The following is a 26,759-nucleotide window of genomic DNA, read 5'->3' on the forward strand; positions in this document are numbered from 1 at the left end:
TGAAGATATAATCTGAAATTTCTTCCCTATTTTTGATACAAATAAGAATAGAATGGAAAACAAACCGGTCACGTTTCAGTTTATTTCTGAACCGACAGACGTTAATTTCGGAGGCAATGTTCACGGAGGAAGTGTGATGAAATGGATAGATCAAGTCGGTTACGCCTGCGCAAGCAATTGGTCAGGAACATATTGTGTAACGGTTTATGTTGGCGGAATCCGATTTTATCAACCTATTAAAATCGGAGAAATTGTCAAATTAGAATCGCACGTCATTTTCACAGGAAGCACAAGTATGCATATCGCTATTGATGTTTTTTCAAGAAATGTAAAAGAGAAAAAATTCGAGAAGAAAACGCATTGCATTATTGTATTTGTAGCGGTTGATGAAAACGGAAAAGCAGTACAAGTTCCAAAATGGGAACCAACCACAGAAAAGCAAATTCAGTTGGAACAATATGCAAAAAAACTGATGAACCTGAGAAAAGACATCGAAGATGAGATGAAACCATTTTTATGAATTGATAATTTAAACGATTTATATTTAAGAATCAACAATTCATAATAATTATAAATTAAATAAAATTAATGATTTGATTGATTTTATAAACTTAATAACACCTAATTTTGTTCTGAAAAATTAAAAAAGTATTCAAATTGAACAAAAAAATTATCAGTTTATTAGCCTTATCATTAGTGGTTAATATCAATGCGCAGGTTTTCAATGCAGGTTTCGAAAATAACAATGGCACACCGCTGTCTCAATTCAAAACAATCAATGCAGATGGATTAACAGTTCCGGAATGGGGACAAGTACAGGAATTCAATACAGAAGCCTGGATTCAGTTTTATGACGGTTATGACAACAAAATTGCTTTCAGTACATCTTATTATTCTCCGGAAGGCCAGGCGAATGATTGGTTGATTACACCAGCAATTACAATTCCTAACACAGGAACGCCAACACTTTATTGGAAAGGAAAATCCTACGACTTTGAATATACAGACTCCTACGCTGTAAAAGTTTCTGTGACCAATGACAGCCCGGAATCTTTCACAACGTTGACTCAGATTGATGCCGAGCAACCGTTTGACTACGCATCGCATACTTTAGACTTATCCGATTACAAAGGAAAAACCATCTATTTGGCTTTCGTAAATAACACAAACAGCGGAACATATTTAGCTTTAGATGATTTGTATATCAGCCAATCTGCAGATTGCGTGATGCCTTCATTAGATGGATTTTCGGTTTCGAATCTTAAACCAAATTCAGTAACAATCAACTGGTCAGCAACCAGCGGAATTACTAATTATGATACAGGATTGACAACTTTTGACACTTCTGTTTCTTCCAAAGGAATCACTTCTACAACAACAAAGAGTTTTGATAATTTGCAAGCCGGAAAAAGATATCAGTTCTTTTTGAAAAATGCGGATTGCGGTTCGGGCTGGGCTGGTCCGAAATCCATTTGGACACCCACAGAACTTCCCTATTCCTATGATTTCGAAAAAACAGTCGAGAATTATGGCGAATATGATTCTGATGGTTGGGCGTCTACGACTTGGCTGATGGGAGAAAATCAGTCTGTTGCTCAAAACGGAAGCGGTTACGCTTATAACAATACAAGTACTTCTGCTGCCGGGAAAAATGACTGGTTATTCTCCTATCCAATCTATCTTAAAAACGGCGAAACGGTTACAGTAAAATATCACACAGCGATAGGAAGTGAAGAAGCAGAACCTGCTACTTTGAAAGTTGCCGTAGCAAGTGCACCGGACAAAAATAATATCAGTGCAAATCTAAGCACTCAAACTGTTTCTCAACAAACTTATACAGAACATACAGTTAGTTACACGGCAACAGCTGACCAGGTTTACTATATTGGATTTGGAAATACAACTGCTCAGGTTACTACAACAACTGCTCTAAGACTTGATAATATCAGTTTCACAAAAAATAATTTGGCTGTGAATGATGTTAATAAAACCAACATCAAAGTTTATCCAAATCCTGTTGTCGACCAGTTGAATATCAAGACAGACGAGACAATCAAATCGGTTCAAGTTTATTCCTTAGACGGAAAATTGCTTAAAACAATCAATGGAAATACAACCATAGTTGATTTTAAAAATTATCCAAAAGGTTCTTATTTGGTGAAGATTGAAACCAACAAATCAACGACTTCTCAAAAAGTTATAAAATAAGTTAAAAAAAATAGTTGCAGAATTAAAAATCATTTCTAAATTTGTCCCAATGAAATTAATGAACACAAAAAACTGGTGGTGGCTTTCAAACTCTTTGTCGGGTCTGAAAGGATTATCGGTGTTCTAAAATTCTGAACTAACTATAACTCAATCATAATAAGACTTCGACATTTTTGTTGAAGTCTTTTTTTATTAATGACTTCGACAAGCCTTAATAAAAATGAAAATTATTTAAAATGAACTTGGAAAACATCATCAATATAAAAACCTCTGTTAAATCCCGTCTAGCAGACCTTTACACGCCGATTGGGATTTATCTCCGTCTTCGCGACCAATTTCGTGATACGATTCTCTTGGAAAGCGCAGGAAATCAGAATTCTGAAAATTCGTTTTCTTTCATTTGTGTCAACGCAATTGCCGGAATTGAAATTCGAAATTACGATGAAGCAGAACTGAAATTTCCGCTTGAAAATCCTCAGAAAATTGATTTGAAAAATGAAAAATTATCTGATTTGATGCAGGAATTTTCCAATTGTTTCAAATGTGAAAAACCCAACCACGAGATTGGAAAACAAGCGCAGGGATTTTTCGGCTACACCAGTTATGATGCGATTCCGTTTTTTGAGAATATCAAATTCAAAGAACAATCGGAGGAAAATAAAATTCCGTTGATGCGTTATCGTCTTTATCAATATGTGATTGCAATCAATCATCACAACGACGAAATGTTCCTGATTGAAAATAAAATCAATGGAATGAAATCAGAACTATCAACGCTTGAAAATATCATTAATCAAAAAAACGCACCGGTTTTTCCCTTCGAATTGACCTCAGAAGAAACTTCAAATCTAACTGACAACGAATATCTTGAATCAGTTGAATTTGCCAAAAAACATTGTTTCCGTGGTGATGTTTTTCAGTTAGTTTTAAGCAGAAGATTTGAGCAGAATTTTCAAGGCGATGAGTTCAATGTTTATCGTGCTTTGCGAAATATCAATCCTTCTCCTTATTTATTCTTCTTCGATTATGGCGATTATAAATTAATGGGCTCAAGTCCGGAAAGTCAGCTGATTATCAAAAATAGAAAAGCTATAATCCATCCAATTGCAGGCACTTTCAAACGAACCGGAAATATCGAAAAAGATTTGGAATCAGCAGAAGAACTCAAAAAAGACCCCAAAGAAAATGCCGAGCATACGATGTTGGTAGATTTGGCAAGAAATGATTTGAGCATTCACGGTAAAAATACTACAGTTTCAAAACTGAAAGAAATCCACTTTTTCTCACACGTGATTCATATGGTTTCCGAAGTTGTGGCTGATGTCAAAGAAGACCAAAATCCTTGTGAAATGATTGCAACCACTTTCCCACAAGGCACTTTGAGCGGCGCTCCAAAATACAGAGCAATGCAATTGATTGATGAGCACGAGAAAACGTCCAGAAGTTATTACGCAGGATGTATCGGTTTTGTTGGCTTCGACGGAAGTTGTAATCAGGCGATTATGATAAGAACTTTCCTAAGCAAAAATAACACTCTATTTTATCAAGCCGGAGCCGGAATTGTTGCAAAATCTATTGCAGAAAACGAACTTCAGGAAGTTAATAACAAATTAGGCGCTCTGAAAAAAGCCATTTTAAAAGCAGAAAAATTATGAAAATATTAGTCTTTGATAATTACGATAGTTTCACTTACAATTTGGTCCAAATCATCGAGCAAATTATTGGTTCGGAAGTGGATGTTTATAGAAACGACCAAATTGCATTGGAGGATATCGAAAAATATGACAAAATCATTCTTTCTCCAGGTCCCGGAATTCCCGAAGAAGCTGGAATCTTGTTGGATTTGATTAAGAAATATGCACCAACCAAATCTATTTTCGGAGTTTGTCTTGGACAACAAGCAATTGCGGAAGCTTTTGGCGGAAGTCTCATTAATTTATCTGAAATCTATCACGGTGTTGCAACGGAAGCTGTTCAGATTAACGCTCATAAAATTTTTAACGGTTTACCGGAAACTTTGGAAGTTGGGCGGTATCATTCCTGGGCGGTAAATCCTGACGATTTCCCAACAGAATTAGAAATCACAAGCGTTGACAAAAACGGAATGATTATGAGTTTGAAACACAAAACTTATGATATTCACGCTGTACAATATCACCCGGAAAGTATTCTGACGCCTGATGGAAAACAGATTTTAGAAAACTTTTTGAAGTTGGATGCTAGAAGTCAAAAGTCAGAAGAATAAAAATAACGCACAAATACTTCCGACTTCAGACATCTGGCTTCGGACTAATATTATGAAACAAATCCTACAATACCTTTTTAATCATCAGACTTTGACGAAAGCCGAAGCCAAAGCCATTTTGATTGAAATTTCACAAAATAAATTCAATGAAAGTGAGGTCATTTCGTTCATCACCGTTTTCCTAATGAGGACAATTACTTTGGAAGAACTCGAAGGTTTCCGTGAAGCACTATTGCAACTGGCAAAACCTGTCGATTTGGGAACCAAAGATTTGGTCGATATCGTTGGAACTGGTGGAGATGGAAAAAACACGTTTAACATCTCAACTTTGGCGAGTTTCATCGTTGCAGGAACCGGACAAAAAGTCGCTAAGCAAGGTAATTACGGAGCTTCTTCTATTTCCGGCTCGTCTAATGTTTTTGAAGAATTGGGTTACAAATTCAAGGATAATTCTGAAGATTTGAAAGCCGATTTGGAAAAGGGAAACATCTGTTTTCTTCACGCACCGCTATTTCATCCCGCTTTGAAATCTGTTGCACCCTTTAGAAAACAGCTTGGATTGAAGACTTTTTTCAATCTTTTGGGGCCGTTGGTTAATCCTTCGCGTCCTGATTTCACGATGATTGGCGTGGCAAATCTGGAAATTGCGAGAGTTTATCAATATCTGTTGCAAAAGCAAAAAAGCGAGTTTATGTTGGTTCACGCTTTGGATGGTTATGACGAAATTTCCTTAACTGGTGACACCAAAATCTTTAGCAAAACTGGAGAAAAAATCTATTCTGCAGAAGATTTGAAATTCAAAAATGTTTCTCCTGAAAGTATTTTCGGAGGCGAAAGCAAAGAAGAAGCTGCAAAATTATTCATCAAGATTTTGGAAGGTAATGGAACTGAAGAACAAAACTCTGTCGTTCTTGCCAATGCTTCAATTGCTTTGGTAAACACTGGTAAATATGGGAATTATGATGATTGCTTGGCTTTAACAAAAGAAAGTCTGGAAAGCGGAAAAGCACTGAAATCGCTTCGCTCAATTATTAATGGTTAATTGTTAATGATTAGCTAAAACATATTATCAAATAAATTGAAAGTTTGTCATTCAGAACGTAGCATTGCGGAGTGAAGAATCTTTTTAAATTAAATTATGAAAACTTTAGGAACACATAATTATTATGTTTATATCTTGACGAATAAGAATAAAACAGTTCTTTATATAGGAGTAACTAATGATTTGAAAGGTAGATTATTCTGGCATATGAATCCTGAATCTCATACTAACCACTTTACATTTAAATATAGATGCTTCTTTTTAATTTATTATGAATTTTTCCAAGATATAGACCAAGCAATCGCTAGGGAAAAACAATTAAAAGGTTATTCTAGAATCAAAAAAGAAAATCTTATTAAAAATATCAATCCTAATTGGGATTTTTGGAATGATAAAATTGAATAAATTTCTAATAAAAATATTATTTCTTTTTCAAACTAAGTATAAAGTCTAAAAAGATTCTTCGCTACACTTCGTTTCGCTCCGAATGACAAAATCCAAAAAAGAAAGGAAAATGAACATCCTAAATAAAATTATTGACCGAAAAAGACAGGAAGTTGCAGATGCAAAATCCAAAATCTCTGTTTTCCAACTGAAAGACTCTGAGTTTTTTGGAAGACCAACTTTTTCGTTAAAAGAAACCATCAAGACAAAATCCGGCATCATCACCGAATTCAAAAGAAAATCGCCGAGCAAAGGCATTATCAATGACAAAGTATCACCTTTGGAAGTTGTTTCCCGATATGCAAATTTCGGAGCAAGTGCGGTTTCTATTTTGACAGACAAAGATTTTTTCGGTGGAAGTTTTGACGATATTTTGAATGTCAGAAATCATATTAATATTCCGATTCTGAGAAAAGATTTTATGATTGATGAATACCAGTTTTACGAAGCAAAATCAATTGGGGCGGACGTCATTTTGTTGATTGCTGCTTGCCTTTCCCCAAATCAGGTTTTGGAATTTACAGAATTGGCGCATTCTCTCAATCTTGAAGTTTTGTTGGAAATCCATTCCGAAGAAGAATTAAAACACATCAATAAAAATGTTGATTTTGTTGGAATTAACAATCGAAATTTGAAAGATTTCAAAGTGGATTTGCAACACTCTGTAAATCTAAAAAATCAGCTTCCAAAAGATGTTTTTTCGGTTGCAGAAAGTGGAATTTATAATGAAGAAGACTTTAAATTTCTGAAAGAAAAAGGTTTTGATGGATTTCTGATGGGCGAATATTTTATGAAAAATGAAAATCCTGGAAAGAAATTCGGAGAATTTGTTTCAAAATGAGAATTTAATTATTCAATAATTGCTATGGAAAATAATAGAAGTGAGAATATTAAAAAGTTGGTGAAGCTAATAACAGAAGGTTATGAAGTAGAAGATTTAAACGATATCGTATCTAATTTGGATCATGCAATTCATCATCCATATGACTACGCCGAAAAAAATGACCTATTATGGCTTTATGAGGTGGACGAGATCAACCCACTTTCATTGGACTATATAATTCCGTTAGAAATTAATGAAATAGCAATAATTGGTGATAAAATAGATGAAATACACGACCAAATCGGTGATATTATCGAAGAATTACCTGAGTTTCCTATTTACAAAAAAATGACTGCCAAAGAATACTTTTTCTGGTTAGATGATGTTTTGTCCGAAAGCAACGAAGAAATTCTTGAAATTGGGAAAAGTTTTGGTGATGACCTGACACTATTCTTGGTGTATAAAAAAAATACGGATGAGATTATCAAGATCTGTCAACAGTTCGATTTGAAATGTTCAAATCCGAAAAATTCTCTTTATTAATAATGAATTTATGACTCAATTAAAACTAAAAGTTTGCGGATTAACAAAACTTGATCAGATTCAGGAACTGATTAATTTGAATGTTGATTTCTTGGGATTTATATTTTATGAAAAATCGCCAAGATATGTTCTGAATCATTTAAGTTTGGAGCAAATCTCAGAAATCAATCATCCAGGAAAGGTTGGCGTTTTTGTAAATGAAGACTTGGAAAAAATTATTAAATTTTCGGAACAAACAAACTTGAATTTCATACAACTTCACGGCCATGAAACGGAAGATTTCATTTCAGAATTAAAACTAAAATTGAATCCAAAAATTGGAATTATCAAAGTCATTAGAATAGGAAATCAAACATCAGAAGAATTACAAAAAACCATCAAACAACAACCAACAACAATCAACTATCTTCTATTCGACACAGATTCCCAAGCTTTTGGCGGAACAGGAAAATCCTTCGATTGGAACATTTTAAATGACATCGAAATTCCAATTCCTTATTTTTTAAGTGGCGGAATCTCATTAGAAAACTTCAATCAACTGAAAACTATCAACCATCAACCAATTGCTCTCGATATCAATTCAAAATTTGAAATCGAAGCTGGAAATAAAAATTTAGAAAAAGTAAAAGAATTTTTATTATTAACAAAAAATGAAACATCATCAATATAAAAGTAAAATAGTCTGGACAGGAAACACCGGCGAATCCACGAAAAACTATAGTTCTTATCAAAGGAATTATACAATTTCTGTCGATGGAAAAGCTGACATTTTAGGCTCATCTGACCCAGCATTTCTTGGAAATCCAGGACTTCATAATCCTGAAGATTTGCTGTTAGCTTCGGTTTCTTCGTGCCATTTGTTGTGGTATCTTCATTTTTGTTCTGTGAACAAAATTCTGGTTTTGGAATATGAAGATTTTGCAGAAGGAACAATGGTTGAGAATGAAAACGGAAGTGGAAAATTCAGTGAAATTATTTTGAAACCAAGGATTGTTGTTGCTGAAAAAGAAATGATTGAAAAAGCGGTTGAACTTCATCAGAAGGCGAATGAATATTGTTTCATTGCAAATTCTTTGAACTTTGAAGTGAAGCATCAACCAGAGATAACAACAAAATAAATTGAGAAATGCAGTATTCTATTAAAAAATCAGAAGATTTATCTGACCAAGAAATTGATTTAATTTTGAAATCTTGGAAAATAGAAGATTGGTTGGAGCTGGATTCTTCGAGTTTCAAAATGAAATTTGAAAAATCTGAATTTCATCTTTTAGAAATTGATGAAAGAATAGTTTCGCTGGCAAGAATCAATTTTGATTTTAAATTTGAAATACAAAAGAATCTATATTGTTTTGCTGAACTTGTAGGATTGGTTTCTTTAGAAAAAGCGAAAGGATATGGTAGCTTATTGCTTAATAAAATGGTAACAAATCTAAAAGAGAGAGAAATTGAAACCATAGGATTTTGTAAATTGGAATTAAGACCATTTTATGAAAGGAATGACATCCAAATCCTTTATGGAAAGGGAATTTTCATAACAGAATTTGATAATAATAAATGGATAGATTCCGATGACGATGATATTTTAATCATCAATACTTCCGAAGAAAACATCAATATATTACGAAGTCTGAATGAACAGAATAAAGCAATTTTAATATAACGACTTAGAAAAATTTAAGAATAAATGAACTTTCAAAACCCAGATAAAAACGGTTATTACGGCGATTTTGGCGGAGCTTTCATCCCCGAAATGCTTTACCCAAACGTTGCCGAATTACAGGAAAAATATATCCAAATCATCGAATCGGAAGAGTTCCAAGATGAATTTCAGGATTTGCTGAAGAACTATGTTGGCCGCGCTACTCCACTCTATTTCGCAAAAAATCTGAGCGAAAAACACCAGACTCAAATCTATCTAAAAAGAGAAGATCTGAATCACACAGGAGCGCACAAAATCAACAATGCGTTGGGACAAGCTTTATTAGCCAAAAAACTCGGAAAACATAGAATCATTGCAGAAACCGGAGCCGGACAACACGGTGTTGCAACCGCTACAGCTTGTGCTTTACTCGGTTTGGAATGTATTGTTTATATGGGCGAAGTCGATATCCAAAGACAAGCGCCGAACGTTGCCAGAATGAAAATGTTGGGCGCAACAGTAATTCCTGCAACTTCGGGCTCCAAAACTTTGAAAGATGCTGTGAATGAAGCTTTGAGAGATTGGATTAATAATCCTTCCACTACACATTACATTATCGGAAGTGTAGTTGGCCCACATCCGTTTCCTGATTTGGTAGCGAGATTTCAAAGTATCATTTCAAAAGAAATCAAAGGGCAACTGAATGAAAAAATCGGTAGAGAAAATCCGGATTATGTGATTGCCTGCGTTGGAGGCGGGAGTAATGCAGCAGGAACTTTCTATCATTTCGTGAACGAGGAAAATGTGAAAATCATTGCAGCGGAAGCTGGTGGTTTAGGCGTTGATTCAGGGAAATCAGCTGCGACTACTTTTCTTGGAACATTAGGAATTTTGCACGGAAGTCAAAGCCTTGTGATGCAGACTGAGGACGGACAGGTTATTGAACCACACTCGATTTCTGCAGGTTTGGATTATCCGGGAATTGGGCCGATGCACGCTAACCTTTTTAATCAAAAAAGAGCAGAATTTTTCAGCATTAATGATGATGAAGCTTTGAAATCTGCTTTTGAGCTGACAAAAATCGAAGGTATTATTCCCGCTTTGGAGAGTGCGCACGCTTTGGCTGTTTTGGACAAAAAGAAATTTGAAAAAGAAGATGTGGTCGTGATTTGTTTGAGTGGGCGTGGCGATAAGGATATGGAAACGTATTTGAAACATCTTTAAATCTGTAAAATGTAAAACGTATTAATGTATTTATGAGTCTCAATCGTTAATACATTTTACGTGAATACTTTAATACATTAATCAAAATGAAAAAACTAAACATATACTTTACAGCAGGCGTTCCAAAGTTGGAAGACACCGGAAAAATCGCTAAACTGATTCAGGAATCGGGAGCAGATATGATGGAAATCGGGATTCCTTATTCTGATCCTGTTGCAGACGGACCTGTGATTCAGGAGGCGCATTCTCTGGCTTTGAAAAACGGAATGTCTATCAAAAAACTATTCGAGCAATTAGCCGAAATCAAAGATTCGGTTACAATTCCTAAAATATTAATGGGTTATCTTAATCCTGTTCTTCAGTTTGGGTTTGACAACTTTTGTCAGAAATGTGCAGAAGTTGGTGTTTCAGGATTAATCATCCCGGATTTGCCACCCATTGAATTTGAAAATAAATATGGCGAAATCCTCAAAAAACACAATTTGAATTTCACTTTCCTGGTAACGCCCGAAACTTCGGAAAAACGCATCAAATATCTGGATTCTTTGAGTTCCGGATTCCTATATGCTGTTTCCAGCTCATCGACAACCGGAAACGACAATGCTGTTCTCAAGAACGAAAATTACCTTGACAGACTGGCTTCATTAAACTTGACCAATCCAGTTTTCATCGGTTTTGGAATCAAAAATAAATCTGATTTTGAGAATGTAACAGAAAAAGCACAAGGCGGCATTATCGGAACAGCTTTTGTGAAAATTCTTCTGGAAAATCAAGATTGGGAATCTAAAGCAGAAAGCTTTATCCAAAGTGTAAAGAATTAATAAAAAAAGCAGTCTTACTAAGAAATAAGACTGCTTTTTATTTTTAGAAGAAATATTGATTCAGTTCTTCAACAAAACTTTTTTCAGAAGGATTCCATCCTAATTTTTCCCGAGTCTGTAAATTTGTTGCCGGACAATTTTCCTGCACAAAGTACGTCATCCAGGTAAAATATTCCGGTGCTTCTTCTATAGACAAAGATTTTACAGGAATATTTAGTTTTTCACCTATCAGTTCTGCAAATTCTTTCATTGATAATGGTTTATCATTACTAACGGCATTATATCTCGCTCCAGTTTCTCCTTTTTCAAGTGCCAAACGAAATAATTTTGCAGCATCAACACGATGAACAGCAGGCCAGACATTATTTCCCTCTCCGATGTAAGCCGCTAATCCCTTAGCCTTCGCGAGTTCTGCCAACATCACTCCGAAACCTCCTTTGAAACCCGATTCGGAATTACCGTAAACACTGGGAGAAAGACGAACAATAGATGCCCTAACACCGGATTGTGATAAATCTGCGAAAGCTTTTTCAGAGAATCTGATTGATTCTGCCGGTGCCTTACTGTCCTCTGTGATTTTCCCGTCGATAAGTGGAAGTCCTAAAGTTCCACCTGTCACCACAATGGATTTATCGGTTCCTTTCAATACTTCGCCCATTGCTTCAATGGCTTTCTGGTCTTTGAGCGCATTAGTCTGGTAATCAGAAAAATCGTGGATAAAAGCTGTATGAATAACGCCATCTGCCTCTCTTGCTCCTTTTTGTAAAATATCAAGACTTTCCAAATCTCCCATCAAAACTTCTGCTCCAGCTTCTCTGATGGATTTTGCAGATTCTTCCGAACGCGCCAATCCAACTACCTGATGGCCATTTACTAATAATTCTTTTACTACTGCTGAGCCTACAAATCCTGAAGCTCCCGTTACAAATACTTTCATATTTTTAAATTTGTTTTGTTAAAATTTCTAATACAAATTTAGCTTGGAATCAATAGCAAAAACGAGGTCATTTGACACAATTTTTATATTAATCCAATAAAAAGAATTAATTTTAATCATAATTTCAATTTGGAAAATGTCCGAGATTTTAAAAAATTACTTTCAGAAAGTACTTCCCGATTTCACAGAAGAAAAGTTCAATTTCATTTTATATAAAAGTCAATTGATAAAGCTCCAGCGTAAAGAAACTGTGTGCAAACAAGGCGAAGTCTGTAATCTGAAAATCTTTGTTGCCAAAGGGCTTTTGCGTAATTATTCTGTCTCCGAAGATGGCAATGAACATATTCTCCAGTTCGTGAACGAAATGTCCTGGACGACAGATCCGGAAAGCTTTTATAACAATTCGCCTTCAAAACTGACGATTGAAGCAATGGAATCTTCGGAAATCTTTGCTTTTAATCTTGAAGATTTTGCTGAACTGAGAGAACAAATCCCTGAACTTAATATTTTTGTAGAAAATATCCTGACAAGAAAATCAATGGAAATCCACAAACGGCTTTTGATGAACATTAGTAGTAGTCCGGAAGAGAAATACCTTGATTTTATCAATACTTACCCTGATATTTTCAATAGAGTTCCTTTGCATATGGTGGCTTCTTATCTGGGACTTTCCAGAGAAACTTTGTCTCGTGTCCGAAGGAATATTTTAAAAACTGTTTTGTAATATTAAAGATATACATAAAAAATTATCACAGATCTGACTATTTGAGCAAATTCTATCATCTGCTTAATTAGTTAAATCTGCGAGAGATAAAAACCCAACAAAAAAGAGTTTCAAAACCTGAAACTCTTTTTTTATTTTAATCGTTGCTTTCGAAAATTGTTGAGAAAGCTGATGTAACCAATGACAAAAGAATACTGAAGAGCAGCGCCCAAAGGAAACCATCCACCTGCATACTATCCATAAAATAATCGGTTAAAAGTATCATCAATGCATTGATAACAAAAGAAAACAACCCTAATGTTATAATCGTAATAGGCAATGACAGGATCGATAGAATCGGTTTAACGAATACATTCAGGATTCCCAAAACAATAGCGAAAATAATAGTAGAACCAAAGGTGTCGAAATGTATACCTGTAAGGATTTTGCTGAGTAAAAATGCTGAAATGGCGGTTATCAGCAAACGGATAATAAAGTTCATAGTTTAAGGTTTAATAGATTGGAAATTTTCTCTTCAAAAAGCAGACCTAAGTTAGACTTTTATCCATAAAAATAAAAAACATTACAAGAAAATCTCATAATGCTTTGCAACAACTTATTAAAGATAATAGGCCTAATTAATCAAAATCCAGATTGAACCATTTTTGGTCGTAAGCTTTTCAAGTTTTTTCTGAGAAGACAATTCGTCCAAGATTCTTTCACTTTCTTTTCTGTTTTTGCCCGATAATTCAGCAAATTCTTTTGCTGTAAGAGAATTATATTTCTTGAATAGCGATTGCCAATCTTTCTCAAACTCAGTTTTTGTTGCTTTTGGGTTGGCGGTAAGAATTGCTGTTTCGTAGAAAGGATAGGGTTTGGTTCCGTAAACAGTTTGAGTTTCGCCTTTTGGATTTACGAAGAACAAAGTTGGAAATCCACGAACACCAAGTTCTCTCGCTAGCTTCAGATCATTATCAAAAAGTGTTTTAGCTTTTCCTTCGTAATCCGACTTCATTTGATTCACATCCAGATTAGCTTTCTTTGCAGCCAAAGCGATATTTTCCCATTTGGTGATATTTTTCTTTTTCAAAAAGACCAATTCTCTCAATTCTCGCATAAACAGAATCGCTTTTTCATTACTCTGCAATTGCGCTGCCTTGAAGGCCATCGAAGGTGGATAAGAAGAATCCAATGGGTCTTCTAACCACACATCACCATTAATAGGCATATCGTAATAAACGCTTACTTCATCCCAATGATGTGCAACATCAGAAGGTTTGCTGATTCCACCGCTATTGTAGCTCCAATCCGGTAAAAGTCCACCCATATGATATTCTAAATCGATTTCTTTACCGTATTCCAACTTCATTTTTCTCAACTGCGGTTCTATTCCCCAGCAGGAAGAGCAGATTGGATCTGTAAAATAGATGACTTTAATAGATTTTTCTTTGTTATCGATAGAGATATTATCATTCTTCTCATTCTCAGGAAGTCCACAAACGCCAGTTTCTGCGTCGCAAAGTAATGGATTGCTTTTTGTTTGTTCGTTCATTGTATTACTATTTTTCTGTGTCTGTCCGTTGCCGGAAAAAGACATCATTCCTAAACTAAAAACTAATAAGTTTTTGTAGAATCTCATTCGGATAATTTCTCGGTTAGTTTTATTTGGAACAAATTTAAGTCGGTTTCGGTTTACATTAGCTATCAGTTTCCTTTTGGAAACTACTTTCCTTTAAGAAACTAAGCAGAGAAAAATTATATTTGTCATAGAAATAAATTGATAATGAAAAAACAACTTGTAGTCAACAATACCTCGATTTGCAAAAACCGAATCACAGCCATCAAAGACACAATGGAACTACTCTCCGGAAAATGGAAATTCCATATCGTAGGAACCTTGCTCCAAAGTGATAAATTAAGATTTATGGACCTTTTGCGGGAAGTTGAAGGCATCGGAACCAAAATGCTCTCCAAAGAACTGCAAGACCTGGAAATGAACCATCTCATCAGCCGAACCGTAATTAACACAAAACCCGTAACAGTAGAATATCAAATCACAGAATTCGGGAAAACACTCTCCCCAATCATAGACGAAATTGCCAATTTTGGGATGAACTACCGTGCTTCTCTGTACGGCAAAACCAAATAGAATCTATCTTGACGTAGAACCGCTTTTCTTGAAAAATTCCAGTTTTTTATAAGATTCATTCTTTTCTTTCTCCAATTTATCCGGAATCAAAATTCCCGAAAGATGGTCTATCTCGTGCTGGAAAATCACTGCGGTAAAACCTTCTACCATCTCGTCGTGCTTCTTGTTTTCTAGGTCATAATACTCCAGACGGATGATGTAACTTCGGTAAAAAGCATCACGAAAATTCTCTATAGAAAGGTCACCTTCTGGTCCTTTATTTAATAGTTCCGAACGCCAAATGATTGTTGGATTGATAAAATATTCTACTGGAAGTCCTGTTTTATCAAAACGTTGAACCAAAACCACTCTTCTGTTAATCCCAACCTGAGGCGCAGCAATCCCTACACCACCGCCAGTTCCAGCCAAAGCCAACCTCATTCTTTCAATCAAGATCGGCAATGTTTTATCTTTTGGAGAAATCTCTTCTGATTGCGCCAGCAGAACCTTATGTTGCTCTTCGTTATCCGTTTGGTAGATTGGCAGTGCCGTCTTCACATCGCCTGCCAGGATGAGCGCTTTTTCTTCATTAGAAAATTTTTGAGAAAACCCGTGAAAGCCTATCAGTAGTAATAAAAAAAAAGTAAAATTCCGCATTATATCAATTTATTATCAAAGATAGGAATTTGAGCAATGACTTTTATGGTTTGGGCACCTTTATCCGTCCTCCGTTCCCGCTTTTTTGTTTTTCCAAAGAAAAACAAAAAGAGCTCCTCTCAGGCCGGGGTGCGCTTCGCTCAACAGAAACCGACAAATCCGAATCAACTTTCAATCAAATTGAGATTAAATCCAAAGTTCAAAAATGACCTTTGCAAAGTCCGATGTACAGGACAATTACAATGGATGTTTAAAAGACACGAGAGTTTTTCAGAAGTACAATAAAATAAACAAAAACGTTCCTCCGGAAAAATCCTAGAGGAACGCAAATAATAGAGAGAAAATGTAACAACTATAACTCAATTTTCTATGTGGCTTCGAGAGCCTTGGTCTGACAAATTCTGATTGAACATCTCGCATTTAACTGTCATCCAGAGGCTCTCGAAGTGTTAGCTAATAACTTCATTCTTTCTTCTGTTAAAAATCCAGAAAATAATCGGGAAAATAAGAAGGGTCAAAACGGTTGCAGTTATTAATCCGCCAATAATCACAATCGCCAAAGGTTTCTGAGATTCCGACCCGATTCCCGTAGACAATGCGGCAGGAAGCAAACCAATCGATGCCATCAAAGCAGTCATTACAACCGGTCTGGTTCTTACTTTCACACCTTCCATTATGGATGTGTCGAGCGATAATCCATTCTTCACATTCTGATGAAATTCCGAAATCAAAATCACACCATTCTGGATACAAATCCCAATCAGGGCAATCATCCCAACTCCGGCTGAAATTCCGAAATTCATATGCGTCAAATGAAGTGCGATAATCGCACCAATCAAAGCAAAAGGAACATTAGCTAAAACCAAAAGCGAGTCTTTCATATTCCCAAACAAAATGAACAACAGGAAGAAAATCCCTAGAATACTAATCGGAACCACTTGCGCTAATCTCTTCGTAGCACGTTGCTGATTTTCAAATTGTCCTGTCCATCCAATCGAGTAACCATCCGGCAATTTAATTTTAGCCACTTTCTTCTGAGCATCAGCAATCGTTCCTCCCAAATCTCTGTCTCGTATAGAAAATTTGACACCGATGTAACGTTTGATATCATCACGATAAATAAAAGCCGCTCCATTCTCTTTCTCAATCGTACTGATTTCCTTTAACGGAATCTTGGCGCCGTCCTGCGTCGGAACCATCAGAGAAGCGATGTCTTCTTCATTCTTTCTGTAATCTTCAGCATAACGCAATCTGATTGGAAACTTTCTTTCGCCATCAAACATTTCAGATGCTGTTTTCCCACCAAAAGCCATTTCCAGAACGGCTTGGGCATCCGCTGGTAAAACGCCATAAGCTGCCATTTTGTTTCGGTCTAGCACTACACTAATTTCCGGCTGACCAATATTTTTAATAATTCCAGGTTCTTTTACGCCTTCCACATTTTTGATAGAAGCCAAAACTTCTTCCGCTAATCTGTCGAGTGTATGAAGATTATCACCATAGATTTTGATTCCGTTTTCTGCTTTGAAACCTGCAACAGCTTCTGCCACGTTATCGGAAATCGGTTGAGAATAGTTGAAGGTGATTCCCTGATAATTCTTCAGCTTTTTATCAATCTCTTCCACCAGTTCATCATAAGTGATTTTTCGTTTCCATTCGTCTCTTGGTTTCAGACTCACGGCAAACTGCACGAAGCCGAAGCCGTTCGGGTCGGTTCCGTCATTACTTCTACCGGTTTGCGCCAGAACGCCAGTGACTTCTGAGAAACTCATAATATCTTTTTTGAGAACGTCAGCCGTTTTCAAAGATTCTTTAAGCGATGAACTCATCGGCATTTCTGCGGTAATCCAAAGCGAACCTTCATTCAATTGAGGAAGGAATTCTGTTCCAAGGAATTTAGCTGAGAATAATGTAATGGCTAGAATTACAGTCGAAACCAGAAGACTTATTTTCTTATTTCTAAAAGTGAATTTGAAACCTTTCATCACACTTCTATCCCAAAAATTAACGAATGGATTATTCTTTTCTCTTACATTTTTCTTTAATAATAAATGAGACATTACAGGAACCAAAGTCAGTGTAAAAATCAATGCACCAAGTAATGCAAATCCTAATGTAAATGCTAGTGGAGAGAACATTTTACCTTCTACTTTTTGGAAAGAAAAGATTGGTAATAGTGACGTAATAATAATCAGCTTTGAGAAGAAAATCGCTTTTCCCAAACCTGTTCCGGTTTGTTTTATCCAACCTGCTTTTGCCATTTTGTTAAAACGTTCCATTCCATATTTGTGAGCCTTGTGGTCGAGCATTACAAATAACCCTTCGACCATTACGACGGCGCCGTCTATAATAATCCCAAAATCGACTGCTCCCAATGATAATAAGTTGGCGCTCATCCCTGCCATTCTCAGACAGAAAAATGCAAATAACAGCGATAATGGAATGATGATGGAAACAATCAAAGTGGTTCGCCAGTCTGCCATAAAAATCAGAACAATAACCGTTACTAGAATGATTCCTTCCAACAGGTTATGCATTACCGTTTTGGTGGTAAAATCCATTAGATTTTGGCGGTCGTAGAAAGTTTTCATCTTCACATCTTTCGGAAGAATTTTGTTGTTCAATTCATCGATTTTGGCTTTTACCGCAAGCAGAACTTCCTGTGCATTCTCACCTTTTCGCATTACCACGATTCCTTCAACCGTGTCTTTTTCATTATCCAACGAAGCCTGACCAACTCTTGGTAAAGAACCTTCGTGAACATCGGCTACATTCTTAACCAGAATCGGGTTTCCGCCATCACTGTGAACCGTAATATTTTCTATATCTGAAATCGATTTTACCAAACCTATTCCTCGAACTACATAAGCCTGGCCGCTTTTCTCTATAACGTCGCCACCGACATTCAGGTTACTGTTGGTTACGGCATCCAGAACTTCGGAAGGTGTAAGATTGTATTTGTCTAATTTTCTTGGGTCGATACTCAGCTCAAAAACTTTATCCTGACCTCCGAAAACGTTGATATCAGCAACGCCTGGAACACTCCGAAGTGCTCTGTCAACTACCCAAGTCTGTAATGTTAAAAGGTCTCGTGAATCTCTGTCTTTACTTTCGAGTGTATATCGGAAAATCTCTCCGGTTGGTCCGTAAGGCGGCTGGACTTCGGGGTCAATGCCTTCCGGTAAACTCACTGTTCTCAGCTGATTGTTAACCATATTTCGGGCGAAGATGTCATCCACACCGTCCTCGAATAAAATTTTGACAATGGAAAGTCCAAACATTGTGGTACTTCGGACGCTGGTCTTTTTCTGAACCGGACTCATTGCCAACTCTATTGGTGTGGTAACGAAACGTTCTACTTCTTCGGCGCTTCGTCCGTTCCATTGGGTGATGATGACGATTTGGGTATTGGTAACATCAGGAAATGCTTCAATCGGCATATTCTTGAAACTGATGAATCCCGAGACCGCCAAAATCGCCACCCAAATGAAGGTGAAAGCTTTGTTCTTGAGTGAGAATGCTATGATATTTTTGATGAATTTGTTCATACGTTTTGATTTGATTGGGTGTTTGTGAATTTGAACACAAAGCACACAAAGATTTTTATTAAACTAAATGTTTTTAAGGCTCACAAAGTCCGCCAAAGGCGGATTATAAAAGTTCTGTTGTAAGACTTTGTTTCTTACAGAGAATTGTAAATGCGTGAGGGCGGAGGGCATTGTTGGAGCTCCTCGCCGAAGGCGAGAGCGACTGCCCGTAGACCGACCCGCTTGTTTTTGCCTTGTTGAAAAGTTCTTTTGATTGACTAAATGTGATTGGCAAAAACAAAGGGGCACGCCCAAAATTTAGTTATTCAAAGAGCGATAAATCAATAATTGATTGTTGGTTACGATACTTTCGCCTTCGGAAAGTCCCTCCGAAACGTAAGTTGTCTCCGAGTTCTGTTTCAAAATCTTAAGTTCTTTAACCTTGATATCGGTCTGCGATTTGTAAACTACAGCAAAATATCTGTTGTCATCAAAAATCACGGCTTTGGAAGGGATTGCCAAGGCTGTTGCATTTTCGGATTTGGAAACTTTTATCGTCGCTTTGCTGTCGGGAATCAGCAATCCCTGCGAATTGTCCAACACTACTCTAGCCTGCATCGCGTTGGTGTCCGGGTCTATGATTTTGAAAATCTTATCGATTTGTCCATAAAAAACCTTGTCCGGATAAGACAATGTGGAAACCTGAGCTTTCATTCCAAGGGTTATTTTATCAATGTCCGCCTCGTTGACGTTCATAATGGCCCAAACATTTTTGGTATTCGCAACATCAAAAATATTCTCACTTCTGTCGCTTCTCAGTTCCATATCTTTGTTGATGTCCTTGTGAACGATATAACCGTTAATAGGCGAAATAACGCTGTAGATATTCCCTTTTTTCACATTATAAACCGTGCTGACGTCATTGGAACGTCGTAATGCATCTTTTGCTTTTTTGACTTCGCTTTCGGCTTCCAGAACGTCTTTTTCTGTGTTTAGTTTTCCTGCGTACAATTCTTTTGCAACACGAAGATTGTTTTCTGCAACTATCAAATCGGTTTTGGAATCGCTGACATCTTTCTGAACTTCCGCCAACTCCGTACTTCTAATCGTTGCCAAGACCTGACCTTTGGTCACATAATCTCCCAATTCCACATTTACGCTGAGAACGTTACCGCCAACCAACGGAAAAATGTCGATATATTTATTTTTATCAGCGGAGATTTTACCATAAAAGCTGAATTCGTCCTCGATAAATTTCTTTTCAACCTTTGCAAAAGTTGTGCTTTTCAGCATAGTATTGCTCAATTCAAAACCTTTTGTTTCTTCCTGTTTTACTTCTTCTTGCTTGGAACAAGACAGCAAAAGTGCTGAAAGTATAATTGATGTAATAATTTTTCGCATTAATAAAAGATTTTGGTTTGTACTAATTGGTTCAGGTTTTCTGCAGAAATCATAATCTGCTTTTTCATCTCATAAATCTGTAAAACAGTCTGTCTGTAACTCTCCATAAAATCGGTGAATTCTATCAAACTTATATTGCCGTTCCGGAAGTTTTTGAGGATTCCGTTATAAACTGTTTCCAAATTTTCCAAATCGGTTTGTTTCAATTCAAAATATTGGTCGTACTGATTTTTCCAAGTCTGATAAGCGGATTCTACTTGTGTCTGGAGATTCAGTTTTTGATATTCTGAGTTTTTCTCGTTTTGCTGAATGGCATATTTGGCTTTTTCAACATTTCCTTTATTCACTTTCCAAAGTGGAATTGGAATTCCGATTTTCAAATTAACTTCATTATTGAAAGTACCGGAAGCCTGGTCATATTCGGCTCCCAGATTAAGGTCCGGTGTATTCAGTGATTTTTGCCATTGTGCGTAAAGCTTGCTGTTGTCAATCAGTTTTAATTGATAGAGATAATCTGCATTGTTTTGCAACGCTTTTTCCTGAAGGATTCCCAAATCTCCGAAAGGCTGAGATACTAGAATTTCATTTTCTTCCGGCTTTGATAAATTAGCAATGGTTTTTTCCGAAGTTCCAGTCAAAACTTTCATCGTTTGCTGGAATCCAAGAATATTGTTATTGATTTCAATCTTATCATTATTCAACTGAATTACAATACTTTGAAGTCTTACAAAATCTTTAAGCGAAATATTTCCTTTGTCTGTCTGAACCTTGTACGCTGCCAAAAGTTCATTCATATATTTCAGCTGAGCATCAATGCTAATTTGTTTTTTTTGCTCATAAATGAGATTGTAATAAGTCTCGCGAAGCTGTGAACGAAGGTCAACCAATAATTGGTTAAACTGCAATTGCGAAAGTTCTTTGTTGGACTTTGCAAATTGGATTTCGTTTTTTTTCTTTCCGCCCAGATAAATCAATTGCGTGATTTCCACACCTTTTGCTCGCCCTACATCGAAAACTCTTTTGTCCTGTGGATTAATTGCATTGACATAACCTTCTACTTGCGGAAGTTCCCAAATCTTTGCCTGAATAATACCGGCATCAGCCATATTGATATTGTATTGTGCGGCGAGAAGCTGGAGGTTGTTTTTTTGAAATGCCAGTTCGCAATCCTGAAGAGACATCTGCTGCTGCCCGGAAAGACAAACAAATGCCGAAACGGATAACACCAGCGTTGTAATTTTGTTCATTCTTATCTCGTTTTGGTTTTGCAAAAATGGCTTACCGAGATTAAAACGGACTTAAATAGGACTTAAAAAAAACTTAATTGTTGTTTGAGATAAGAGATAATAGACGGATAAATGAAAGATTTTGATAGTATAATCTCTCGCAGATTGAGCAAATTTTACAGATTTTTTATTGGAACCTGAATAATCAGTAAAATCTGCGAGAAAAAATGTTTTACTTGTTGAAAATCACTGTAAAAAGATTCTCTCTATCTGAAAGTGAAGTGTAGGAAATTTCTGCTTTATGATATTCCAAAATGCGTTTTACAATACGCAAACCTAATCCGGAACCAGTTTTATTGTGTGAATTGCTTCCTCTCATAAAAGCATCGAAAAGTTTTTCTCTTTCCTCGACAGGAATTGTGGAACCGATAGAAAAGACCTTGACTATAATTCTAAAATCGGTTTCTTTGATAGAAATATCAACTTCTTGATTATCTGAATATAAAGCTGCATTTTTGAACAAATTAATGAACGTTATTTCCAATAAAGATTTGACACCTTTTACTGTCAAAATTGAATCATCGATGCTTTCTTCATCAATCTGGAAATCCATTTTGAATTCAGGGAAATTACGATGAACAGTCTCAAATGCATCAAAAACCACTTCATCAATTCTGACTTCTTCATAAACACTGGCAATCCCTTCTTTATCGAATTTTGAAAGAAGCAATAGAGATTTTGTAAGGTCGGATAATTGATGGACATCCTGCAACATTTGTTGTAATGTGGTTTTGGTTTTTGGAGAATGATTTTCGAGTTGAATCAAATTTTCCAACTGGAACGCCATTCTTGTCAAAGGTGTCCGCATCTCGTGCGCCGCACTGGAATTGAAATCTTTCTGTGACTGGAAAACATCATCCAATCGGCTTGTCATTAGATTAAATGATTTTGCAAGTACACCAATTTCGTCATTGCTATTTTTCAGAATGATATCGGTAGTGAGCCGATGAACGCTGGTGTCGGAAATTTGATTTTTGAGAACCTCCAAAGGCTGAAGAAATTTGGAAACCAGATAATAGCTGAAAAACCAAATTAATAAAACACTGATTATATAAGAAAAAATCAAGGTGTAACCGAGGAATGCCAACTTGGACTCTCCGGTGACGTCCTGAGCACTTGTTAAAATGTAGTAATTTTCCCCTTTGATATTTCGCAATGCAGCGTAAATTTCAGGTTCGGAATGTTCGTTGTAGATTGTTTTTTCTTTGTCAAGACTCTCGAGCAGATTGTTATCCCAAGTCACTTTTTTGTCTTTTAAAGTACTGTAAACGAGCTCTTTTTCGGCATTGAGAATAATAATATTTTCATTAAGAAGCACATTATCAGAGTTTTCGTCAAAAAACAAAGGTGCTTCTCTTTCAAAATCATTGGCTTTCTCAATAAAATTAACGGTAAAAACCAAACGTTTCTGAAATCTAAGCTTAAACTCATCCCGTCTAAAATCATTGAATGACACGTAAATCACGAACATCATAATCCCGAAAATCAAGGAAAATGCGATGCTTAAACTGAGTGCGATTTTACGTTTTAATGACATAAATGAAAAATAATGAGTGATAAATTATAATTGATTTCGATGCAATTCTCAACTCTAAAACTCTCTAGCTCTTACAGTGGACTTAGGTAATACCCGAAACCTGGTCTCGTGTGGATAAGCTTTGTTTTGAAATTTTTATCGATTTTTTTTCTAAGAAAGTTGATATAAACCTCAATAGCATTGTTGGTGGATTGAAATTGATTTTTCCAGACTTCGTCAGAAATATATTGTTTGGAAAGTGTCCTTCCATTGGCTCTTGCTAATAAAACTAACAACTGAAATTCTTTTACAGTCAAACTAATTTCTTCTCCTGAACGAAAAACTTTGCTGTCTTCCGGATAAATAATCAAATCTTCTACAACAATTTTTTCTTTCTCTTCTGTTTTTGGTGTCAGTCTTCTCATTTGAGAATTGATTCTCAATAATAATTCTTCCAGCAAAAATGGTTTTACCAAATAATCATCCGCCGCTCTCAAAAACGCTTCTTTCTTCTCCTCGATTCCGTCATAAGCCGAAATAATGATAATCGGTGTTTCTGAATTGCTTTCTCTGATGGTTTTACAAATATCCAACCCATTGATTTTGGGAACATTGATATCTAAAAGAAAAACATCATAAGGTTTCTTAGAAAAAATATTAAGAAACTTTTCGCCATCTTCCGCTTTATCGGTTTTGATGGATTTGGATTCCAGGAAAAGTGCAATTTCTGAAGACAAAACCGCATCGTCCTCTAAAAGTAATGCCTGCATTTGGTGATAATTTATTTTTACAAATATGGGAAAAAGTAATTGGACTGAAATAAACTATTCTAATAAGTCTTCGTCATATCACTCGGAATCACCAAATTAAACTCTGTTGGAATAAAATCTTTTTCAGGTAAAGACAAATCTGGTTTATCGGATTCAAAAACTGAAATAACTGCAATTTTTAAGTTTGGGTTTTTCTTTTTCAAATACCAGTAGATTCCGCCATATTGTTTGCTGTGATAATCGCCGTTGTAATGGATAAAAGTCTTTCCAGATTGCAGATTTTGGAAAATAGATTCTGCCATTGTTGCATCTTTTATAGCTTGGGCTGAGATGAAATTCATCAGTTTCATTTCTTCAACGTGATCTCCCATTAGCGATTTCATTTCTTTGTAGCCCGGCGTTTCCAGAGTCACTTCTATTGGTAATTTGGCAATGAACTTCTTTTCAGCTTCTGGTAATTCATTCAAACTGTTGATTCCGTTTTTGGAAGTTTGAGAAGCGTATTTTCTTGGAACATTCGTCGCTATGAAATTAAGCTTTTTGTCTTTCGCAAAATCAACCAAAGGTCTGTAATCGGTTTCGTAATTTTTCCAAAGTCTTACCGAATCTTTCAGATTTTTAGCATCGATTTTTCCTGCGAGATAAGAATTCAAAGCTTGTTGATTATCTCGTTCGAACATTTCTGCTCCTAAAGTAATCTGTCCGTTTTTCTTTTCAAAAAGAGCTTCCGTAATTCTTTTTTCCAGCCAATGATTGATAGAATTATCGTGATGTTCTCCGATAAAAACAACATCATAATCCGCTAGTTCTTTGATTAAATTTTTGGAAGAAACCTCTTTTGATTTCTTATTGTAGAATTTAAATGGATCAAAATTTTGTGCATTTATATTACCTAAACTCATTACAGCAATAAACAATAATAACTTCCTCATTAACAACAAAATAAAAAAGTCGTTCTAAAGTAAATTAAAACTATAAAACGACTTCAGATTAATAATAATTATTTCCCACTTATAAATCGGCAACCAAGTCTTTCCACTCCTGAAGTTCAGGATTTCCCGGTTTTCTTTTTCCAAAGAATTGAACGATAAATTCACCTTCTTTGTTGAACACTTCCACCGAAGTTACTTCGCCATCTTCTGTTGGTTTCTTCGTAATCCAGGTTTCACCAATTTTAGTCGTATCAAGATGCAAATTAAAATCAGGGTCCATTACATTAAACCACTGCTGATGCCAAAGCGTCTTTTTAACTTCTCCTGTATGAATCTGAATAATTCCTCTGTTTCCAACGAAAACCATAATTGGAATCTGTTTTTCGGAAGCATCTTCCAATACATTTACTACTTTAGAATTATCAATTTTTTGAGCAAATCCTTCCGGAGCTAATCTCAAAGCCTGTGTTCTACTAACCCCGAATTTTTTAGTCATCATAAAGAAGTCGTGTGTGTCTTTCAAATCTTTCCAAGCTTGTTGAAAACCAGCAACATCGATTTCAGAATCTGCTTTTTCTGTGGATTTTGGAGCAATTGGTTCTGTTACGATGTCGGAAGACTGTTCGTCAGCTTTATATTTCTCTGTTAAAGCATCAAATTCTGCTTCGTTGCTTTTGTTGGTTAAGTAGATTTTGTGAAGTGCCAACCCATCTTTTCCAAAGAATTGGAAACTTTTTCTATCGCCTTCAATCACAGAAAAACCAAATTTCCAAGAGTTGATAAAGATTCTCAAATCGATGTCCTCTCCTACGAAAACCTGTCCGTGAGGATTACTGAAATCAGGATTCAAATAAACACCTTTTCTTTCGTGTACACATTCGTCGTTTCTGGTTAAAGCCATTACTTTGTCAAGCTTTACAACTTCCTGTAAAAGCGATGCGAATTCAGGTTTAAGAACCGTCACGCCATTTCCGATGTTTGTAGTCAAAAGTTCTGCTTCACTAACGCCTAATTGTTCTGCAGCGTTTCTTATTCTAAGATGTGGATTTTCTGCTTTCAGAGCTTCCCATTTTGACTTTAAATCGTTTGTTAATGTACTCATATTGATTTGTTTTTTGATTGTTTATATTTTTTTTGAACACAAAGTGCATAAAGATTTTTTATTACTAACTGTTTTTAAGGTTCACAAAGGCGCTATCGCTTAGAAAAAGTTGAAAATCTAGCCTACTTTTTGATTGTCAAAACCTTGTATTCTCTTCTTACAGGTTCACCAATTTTGCTAAAGATAAACTCTTCTTTGTCTGAGCAAATCATCCTTTTGAAATTGGTCTGCGATACTAGTTCTTCCACATCTTCGTAATTGTAAAGCTTGAAATCCGCTGTAAAAGGAAGATTTTTCATAAAGTCTTTCTTCGCAAATGTGAGGACAAAACTTCCGTCTTTCGTTAGAACTCTGTAAATTTCATTAAAGAATTCTACAGGATTTTCCCAGAAATAAATCGTGTTGACGGTCATTACTTTATCAAAAGTTTCATTTTCAAAAGGAATTTTGTTTCCGTCGTACAAATGAAATTCTGCTTGAGAGAGATATTTTGAATTGATGTTTTCAGCTTCGGATTTCATTGTTTGAGAAATTTCTAAGCCTGTGTATTGGATATTGTCTGCAAAATCCAAAAGATAAGACAAATGTCCTGCGTTGCCGTGACCGAGTTCCAAAATCTTTTCGTTGTCCTTTAAATGTAAAGCTTTGATGCTTTCTTTGGTCATCGAAATATTGGTTTCATTCATCATTTTCGCAACTTCTCTTCCGGTTTCTCCTTCCGGATTAGATAATTGCTGTGCTAATATTTTGAGTTCTTGTTCTGTCATTTTTTAGTTTTTTTTTTGAGGCAAATTTTCTAATTGATAACATT

Annotated in this window: 27 protein-coding genes; 15 read left to right on the top strand and 12 right to left on the bottom strand. The window is 35.9% G+C overall.

Annotation, left to right across the window (positions count from 1 at the left end):
* The first annotated feature begins 52 nt into the window (after positions 1-52).
* From KI430_RS04045 to trpA, 13 genes are all read left to right on the top strand, one after another.
* Positions 53-520 carry an acyl-CoA thioesterase gene (locus KI430_RS04045; protein ID WP_248876990.1) on the top strand — a complete coding sequence of 156 codons (468 nt, stop codon included), beginning with the start codon at positions 53-55 and terminating at the stop codon, positions 518-520.
* A 137-nt stretch (positions 521-657) separates the two neighbouring features.
* Positions 658-2,208 carry a T9SS-dependent choice-of-anchor J family protein gene (locus tag KI430_RS04050; protein WP_248876991.1) on the top strand — a complete coding sequence of 517 codons (1,551 nt, stop codon included), beginning with the start codon at positions 658-660 and terminating at the stop codon, positions 2,206-2,208.
* Positions 2,209-2,444: 236 nt separating this feature from the next.
* A complete protein-coding gene (locus KI430_RS04055; protein WP_248876992.1) occupies positions 2,445-3,863 on the top strand; it encodes an anthranilate synthase component I family protein in 1,419 nt (472 codons plus the stop codon).
* A complete protein-coding gene (locus KI430_RS04060; protein ID WP_248876993.1) occupies positions 3,860-4,453 on the top strand; it encodes an anthranilate synthase component II in 594 nt (197 codons plus the stop codon). The genes KI430_RS04055 and KI430_RS04060 overlap by 4 nt, the downstream gene beginning before the upstream one ends.
* Positions 4,454-4,505: 52 nt before the next feature.
* Positions 4,506-5,495, top strand: a complete 990-nt coding sequence (gene trpD / locus KI430_RS04065) for an anthranilate phosphoribosyltransferase (protein ID WP_248876994.1) — start codon at positions 4,506-4,508, stop codon at positions 5,493-5,495.
* 96 nt (positions 5,496-5,591) lie between these two features.
* Complete coding sequence (locus KI430_RS04070; protein ID WP_248876995.1) at positions 5,592-5,900, top strand: GIY-YIG nuclease family protein; 309 nt, start codon at positions 5,592-5,594, stop codon at positions 5,898-5,900.
* Between the two features lie 109 nt (positions 5,901-6,009).
* Positions 6,010-6,780: an indole-3-glycerol phosphate synthase TrpC gene (trpC, locus tag KI430_RS04075; RefSeq protein WP_248876996.1), complete on the top strand. Its 771-nt coding sequence runs from the start codon at positions 6,010-6,012 to the stop codon at positions 6,778-6,780.
* Positions 6,781-6,837: 57 nt separating this feature from the next.
* Entirely contained in the window at positions 6,838-7,305 is a 468-nt protein-coding gene (locus KI430_RS04080; protein WP_248876997.1) for a hypothetical protein, read from the top strand.
* Positions 7,306-7,315: 10 nt separating this feature from the next.
* Positions 7,316-7,975 (top strand): phosphoribosylanthranilate isomerase, encoded by a 660-nt coding sequence (locus KI430_RS04085; protein ID WP_248876998.1) that lies wholly within the window; start codon positions 7,316-7,318, stop codon positions 7,973-7,975.
* Entirely contained in the window at positions 7,956-8,423 is a 468-nt protein-coding gene (locus tag KI430_RS04090) for an OsmC family protein (RefSeq protein WP_248876999.1), read from the top strand. The genes KI430_RS04085 and KI430_RS04090 overlap by 20 nt, the downstream gene beginning before the upstream one ends.
* An 8-nt stretch (positions 8,424-8,431) precedes the next feature.
* A complete protein-coding gene (locus tag KI430_RS04095; RefSeq protein ID WP_248877000.1) occupies positions 8,432-8,965 on the top strand; it encodes a GNAT family N-acetyltransferase in 534 nt (177 codons plus the stop codon).
* Positions 8,966-8,989: 24 nt separating this feature from the next.
* Complete coding sequence (trpB, locus tag KI430_RS04100) at positions 8,990-10,168, top strand: tryptophan synthase subunit beta (protein ID WP_248877001.1); 1,179 nt, start codon at positions 8,990-8,992, stop codon at positions 10,166-10,168.
* Positions 10,169-10,254: 86 nt separating this feature from the next.
* Positions 10,255-10,989, top strand: a complete 735-nt coding sequence (gene trpA / locus KI430_RS04105) for a tryptophan synthase subunit alpha (RefSeq protein ID WP_248877002.1) — start codon at positions 10,255-10,257, stop codon at positions 10,987-10,989.
* A 43-nt stretch (positions 10,990-11,032) separates the two neighbouring features.
* On the opposite strand, the gene KI430_RS04110 is transcribed toward trpA, so the two are convergent.
* A complete protein-coding gene (locus KI430_RS04110; RefSeq protein ID WP_248877003.1) occupies positions 11,033-11,926 on the bottom strand; it encodes an SDR family oxidoreductase in 894 nt (297 codons plus the stop codon).
* A gap of 136 nt (positions 11,927-12,062) precedes the next feature.
* Between KI430_RS04110 and KI430_RS04115 the strand changes: the two genes are divergently transcribed.
* Complete coding sequence (locus KI430_RS04115; protein ID WP_248877004.1) at positions 12,063-12,650, top strand: Crp/Fnr family transcriptional regulator; 588 nt, start codon at positions 12,063-12,065, stop codon at positions 12,648-12,650.
* Positions 12,651-12,786: 136 nt separating this feature from the next.
* Here the strand turns inward: KI430_RS04115 and KI430_RS04120 are convergent, their stop codons facing one another.
* A complete protein-coding gene (locus KI430_RS04120) occupies positions 12,787-13,131 on the bottom strand; it encodes a phage holin family protein (RefSeq protein WP_248877005.1) in 345 nt (114 codons plus the stop codon).
* Positions 13,132-13,263: 132 nt separating this feature from the next.
* Positions 13,264-14,181 (bottom strand): ClpXP adapter SpxH family protein, encoded by a 918-nt coding sequence (locus KI430_RS04125; protein WP_248878268.1) that lies wholly within the window; start codon positions 14,179-14,181, stop codon positions 13,264-13,266.
* 231 nt (positions 14,182-14,412) lie between these two features.
* On the opposite strand from KI430_RS04125, the gene KI430_RS04130 reads away from it, so the two are divergent.
* Positions 14,413-14,778 carry a winged helix-turn-helix transcriptional regulator gene (locus tag KI430_RS04130; protein WP_248877006.1) on the top strand — a complete coding sequence of 122 codons (366 nt, stop codon included), beginning with the start codon at positions 14,413-14,415 and terminating at the stop codon, positions 14,776-14,778.
* A 3-nt stretch (positions 14,779-14,781) separates the two neighbouring features.
* Here KI430_RS04130 and KI430_RS04135 read toward each other — a convergent pair whose 3' ends face one another.
* The 9 genes from KI430_RS04135 to KI430_RS04175 form a co-directional block, all read right to left on the bottom strand.
* The gene (locus KI430_RS04135) at positions 14,782-15,414 is read right to left on the bottom strand and encodes a peptide deformylase (RefSeq protein WP_248877007.1); all 633 of its coding nucleotides are present in this window, start codon (positions 15,412-15,414) and stop codon (positions 14,782-14,784) included.
* Positions 15,415-15,863: 449 nt separating this feature from the next.
* Positions 15,864-18,962, bottom strand: a complete 3,099-nt coding sequence (locus tag KI430_RS04140; RefSeq protein WP_248877008.1) for an efflux RND transporter permease subunit — start codon at positions 18,960-18,962, stop codon at positions 15,864-15,866.
* 297 nt (positions 18,963-19,259) lie between these two features.
* Positions 19,260-20,342, bottom strand: a complete 1,083-nt coding sequence (locus KI430_RS04145; RefSeq protein WP_248877009.1) for an efflux RND transporter periplasmic adaptor subunit — start codon at positions 20,340-20,342, stop codon at positions 19,260-19,262.
* Positions 20,342-21,589 carry a TolC family protein gene (locus tag KI430_RS04150; RefSeq protein WP_248877010.1) on the bottom strand — a complete coding sequence of 416 codons (1,248 nt, stop codon included), beginning with the start codon at positions 21,587-21,589 and terminating at the stop codon, positions 20,342-20,344. The genes KI430_RS04145 and KI430_RS04150 overlap by 1 nt, the downstream gene beginning before the upstream one ends.
* A gap of 211 nt (positions 21,590-21,800) precedes the next feature.
* Positions 21,801-23,165 (bottom strand): ATP-binding protein, encoded by a 1,365-nt coding sequence (locus KI430_RS04155; RefSeq protein WP_248877011.1) that lies wholly within the window; start codon positions 23,163-23,165, stop codon positions 21,801-21,803.
* 71 nt (positions 23,166-23,236) lie between these two features.
* Positions 23,237-23,914: a response regulator transcription factor gene (locus KI430_RS04160; RefSeq protein ID WP_120214331.1), complete on the bottom strand. Its 678-nt coding sequence runs from the start codon at positions 23,912-23,914 to the stop codon at positions 23,237-23,239.
* A 59-nt stretch (positions 23,915-23,973) separates the two neighbouring features.
* Complete coding sequence (locus tag KI430_RS04165; protein WP_248877012.1) at positions 23,974-24,846, bottom strand: ChaN family lipoprotein; 873 nt, start codon at positions 24,844-24,846, stop codon at positions 23,974-23,976.
* A 79-nt stretch (positions 24,847-24,925) separates the two neighbouring features.
* Positions 24,926-25,948, bottom strand: a complete 1,023-nt coding sequence (locus KI430_RS04170) for a hemin-degrading factor (RefSeq protein ID WP_248877013.1) — start codon at positions 25,946-25,948, stop codon at positions 24,926-24,928.
* A 122-nt stretch (positions 25,949-26,070) separates the two neighbouring features.
* The gene (locus tag KI430_RS04175) at positions 26,071-26,715 is read right to left on the bottom strand and encodes a class I SAM-dependent methyltransferase (RefSeq protein WP_248877014.1); all 645 of its coding nucleotides are present in this window, start codon (positions 26,713-26,715) and stop codon (positions 26,071-26,073) included.
* Positions 26,716-26,759: the final 44 nt, after the last annotated feature.

Origin of the sequence: Epilithonimonas zeae, from assembly GCF_023278365.1 — a bacterium.
GTDB classification, from domain to species: domain Bacteria; phylum Bacteroidota; class Bacteroidia; order Flavobacteriales; family Weeksellaceae; genus Epilithonimonas; species Epilithonimonas zeae_A.

What these genes read in the sequence shown, in the direction of transcription:
- KI430_RS04045 (WP_248876990.1), top strand. Translation starts at nt 53, where the DNA reads ATGGAAAACAAACCGGTCACGTTTCAGTTTATTTCTGAACCGACAGAC.
- KI430_RS04055 (WP_248876992.1), top strand. Translation starts at nt 2,445, where the DNA reads ATGAACTTGGAAAACATCATCAATATAAAAACCTCTGTTAAATCCCGT.
- KI430_RS04060 (WP_248876993.1), top strand. Translation starts at nt 3,860, where the DNA reads ATGAAAATATTAGTCTTTGATAATTACGATAGTTTCACTTACAATTTG.
- trpD (WP_248876994.1), top strand. Translation starts at nt 4,506, where the DNA reads ATGAAACAAATCCTACAATACCTTTTTAATCATCAGACTTTGACGAAA.
- KI430_RS04070 (WP_248876995.1), top strand. Translation starts at nt 5,592, where the DNA reads ATGAAAACTTTAGGAACACATAATTATTATGTTTATATCTTGACGAAT.
- trpC (WP_248876996.1), top strand. Translation starts at nt 6,010, where the DNA reads ATGAACATCCTAAATAAAATTATTGACCGAAAAAGACAGGAAGTTGCA.
- KI430_RS04085 (WP_248876998.1), top strand. Translation starts at nt 7,316, where the DNA reads ATGACTCAATTAAAACTAAAAGTTTGCGGATTAACAAAACTTGATCAG.
- KI430_RS04090 (WP_248876999.1), top strand. Translation starts at nt 7,956, where the DNA reads ATGAAACATCATCAATATAAAAGTAAAATAGTCTGGACAGGAAACACC.
- KI430_RS04095 (WP_248877000.1), top strand. Translation starts at nt 8,432, where the DNA reads ATGCAGTATTCTATTAAAAAATCAGAAGATTTATCTGACCAAGAAATT.
- trpB (WP_248877001.1), top strand. Translation starts at nt 8,990, where the DNA reads ATGAACTTTCAAAACCCAGATAAAAACGGTTATTACGGCGATTTTGGC.
- trpA (WP_248877002.1), top strand. Translation starts at nt 10,255, where the DNA reads ATGAAAAAACTAAACATATACTTTACAGCAGGCGTTCCAAAGTTGGAA.
- KI430_RS04110 (WP_248877003.1), bottom strand. Translation starts at nt 11,926, where the DNA reads ATGAAAGTATTTGTAACGGGAGCTTCAGGATTTGTAGGCTCAGCAGTA.
- KI430_RS04115 (WP_248877004.1), top strand. Translation starts at nt 12,063, where the DNA reads ATGTCCGAGATTTTAAAAAATTACTTTCAGAAAGTACTTCCCGATTTC.
- KI430_RS04120 (WP_248877005.1), bottom strand. Translation starts at nt 13,131, where the DNA reads ATGAACTTTATTATCCGTTTGCTGATAACCGCCATTTCAGCATTTTTA.
- KI430_RS04125 (WP_248878268.1), bottom strand. Translation starts at nt 14,181, where the DNA reads ATGAACGAACAAACAAAAAGCAATCCATTACTTTGCGACGCAGAAACT.
- KI430_RS04130 (WP_248877006.1), top strand. Translation starts at nt 14,413, where the DNA reads ATGAAAAAACAACTTGTAGTCAACAATACCTCGATTTGCAAAAACCGA.
- KI430_RS04135 (WP_248877007.1), bottom strand. Translation starts at nt 15,414, where the DNA reads ATGCGGAATTTTACTTTTTTTTTATTACTACTGATAGGCTTTCACGGG.
- KI430_RS04140 (WP_248877008.1), bottom strand. Translation starts at nt 18,962, where the DNA reads ATGAACAAATTCATCAAAAATATCATAGCATTCTCACTCAAGAACAAA.
- KI430_RS04145 (WP_248877009.1), bottom strand. Translation starts at nt 20,342, where the DNA reads ATGCGAAAAATTATTACATCAATTATACTTTCAGCACTTTTGCTGTCT.
- KI430_RS04150 (WP_248877010.1), bottom strand. Translation starts at nt 21,589, where the DNA reads ATGAACAAAATTACAACGCTGGTGTTATCCGTTTCGGCATTTGTTTGT.
- KI430_RS04155 (WP_248877011.1), bottom strand. Translation starts at nt 23,165, where the DNA reads ATGTCATTAAAACGTAAAATCGCACTCAGTTTAAGCATCGCATTTTCC.
- KI430_RS04160 (WP_120214331.1), bottom strand. Translation starts at nt 23,914, where the DNA reads ATGCAGGCATTACTTTTAGAGGACGATGCGGTTTTGTCTTCAGAAATT.
- KI430_RS04165 (WP_248877012.1), bottom strand. Translation starts at nt 24,846, where the DNA reads ATGAGGAAGTTATTATTGTTTATTGCTGTAATGAGTTTAGGTAATATA.
- KI430_RS04170 (WP_248877013.1), bottom strand. Translation starts at nt 25,948, where the DNA reads ATGAGTACATTAACAAACGATTTAAAGTCAAAATGGGAAGCTCTGAAA.
- KI430_RS04175 (WP_248877014.1), bottom strand. Translation starts at nt 26,715, where the DNA reads ATGACAGAACAAGAACTCAAAATATTAGCACAGCAATTATCTAATCCG.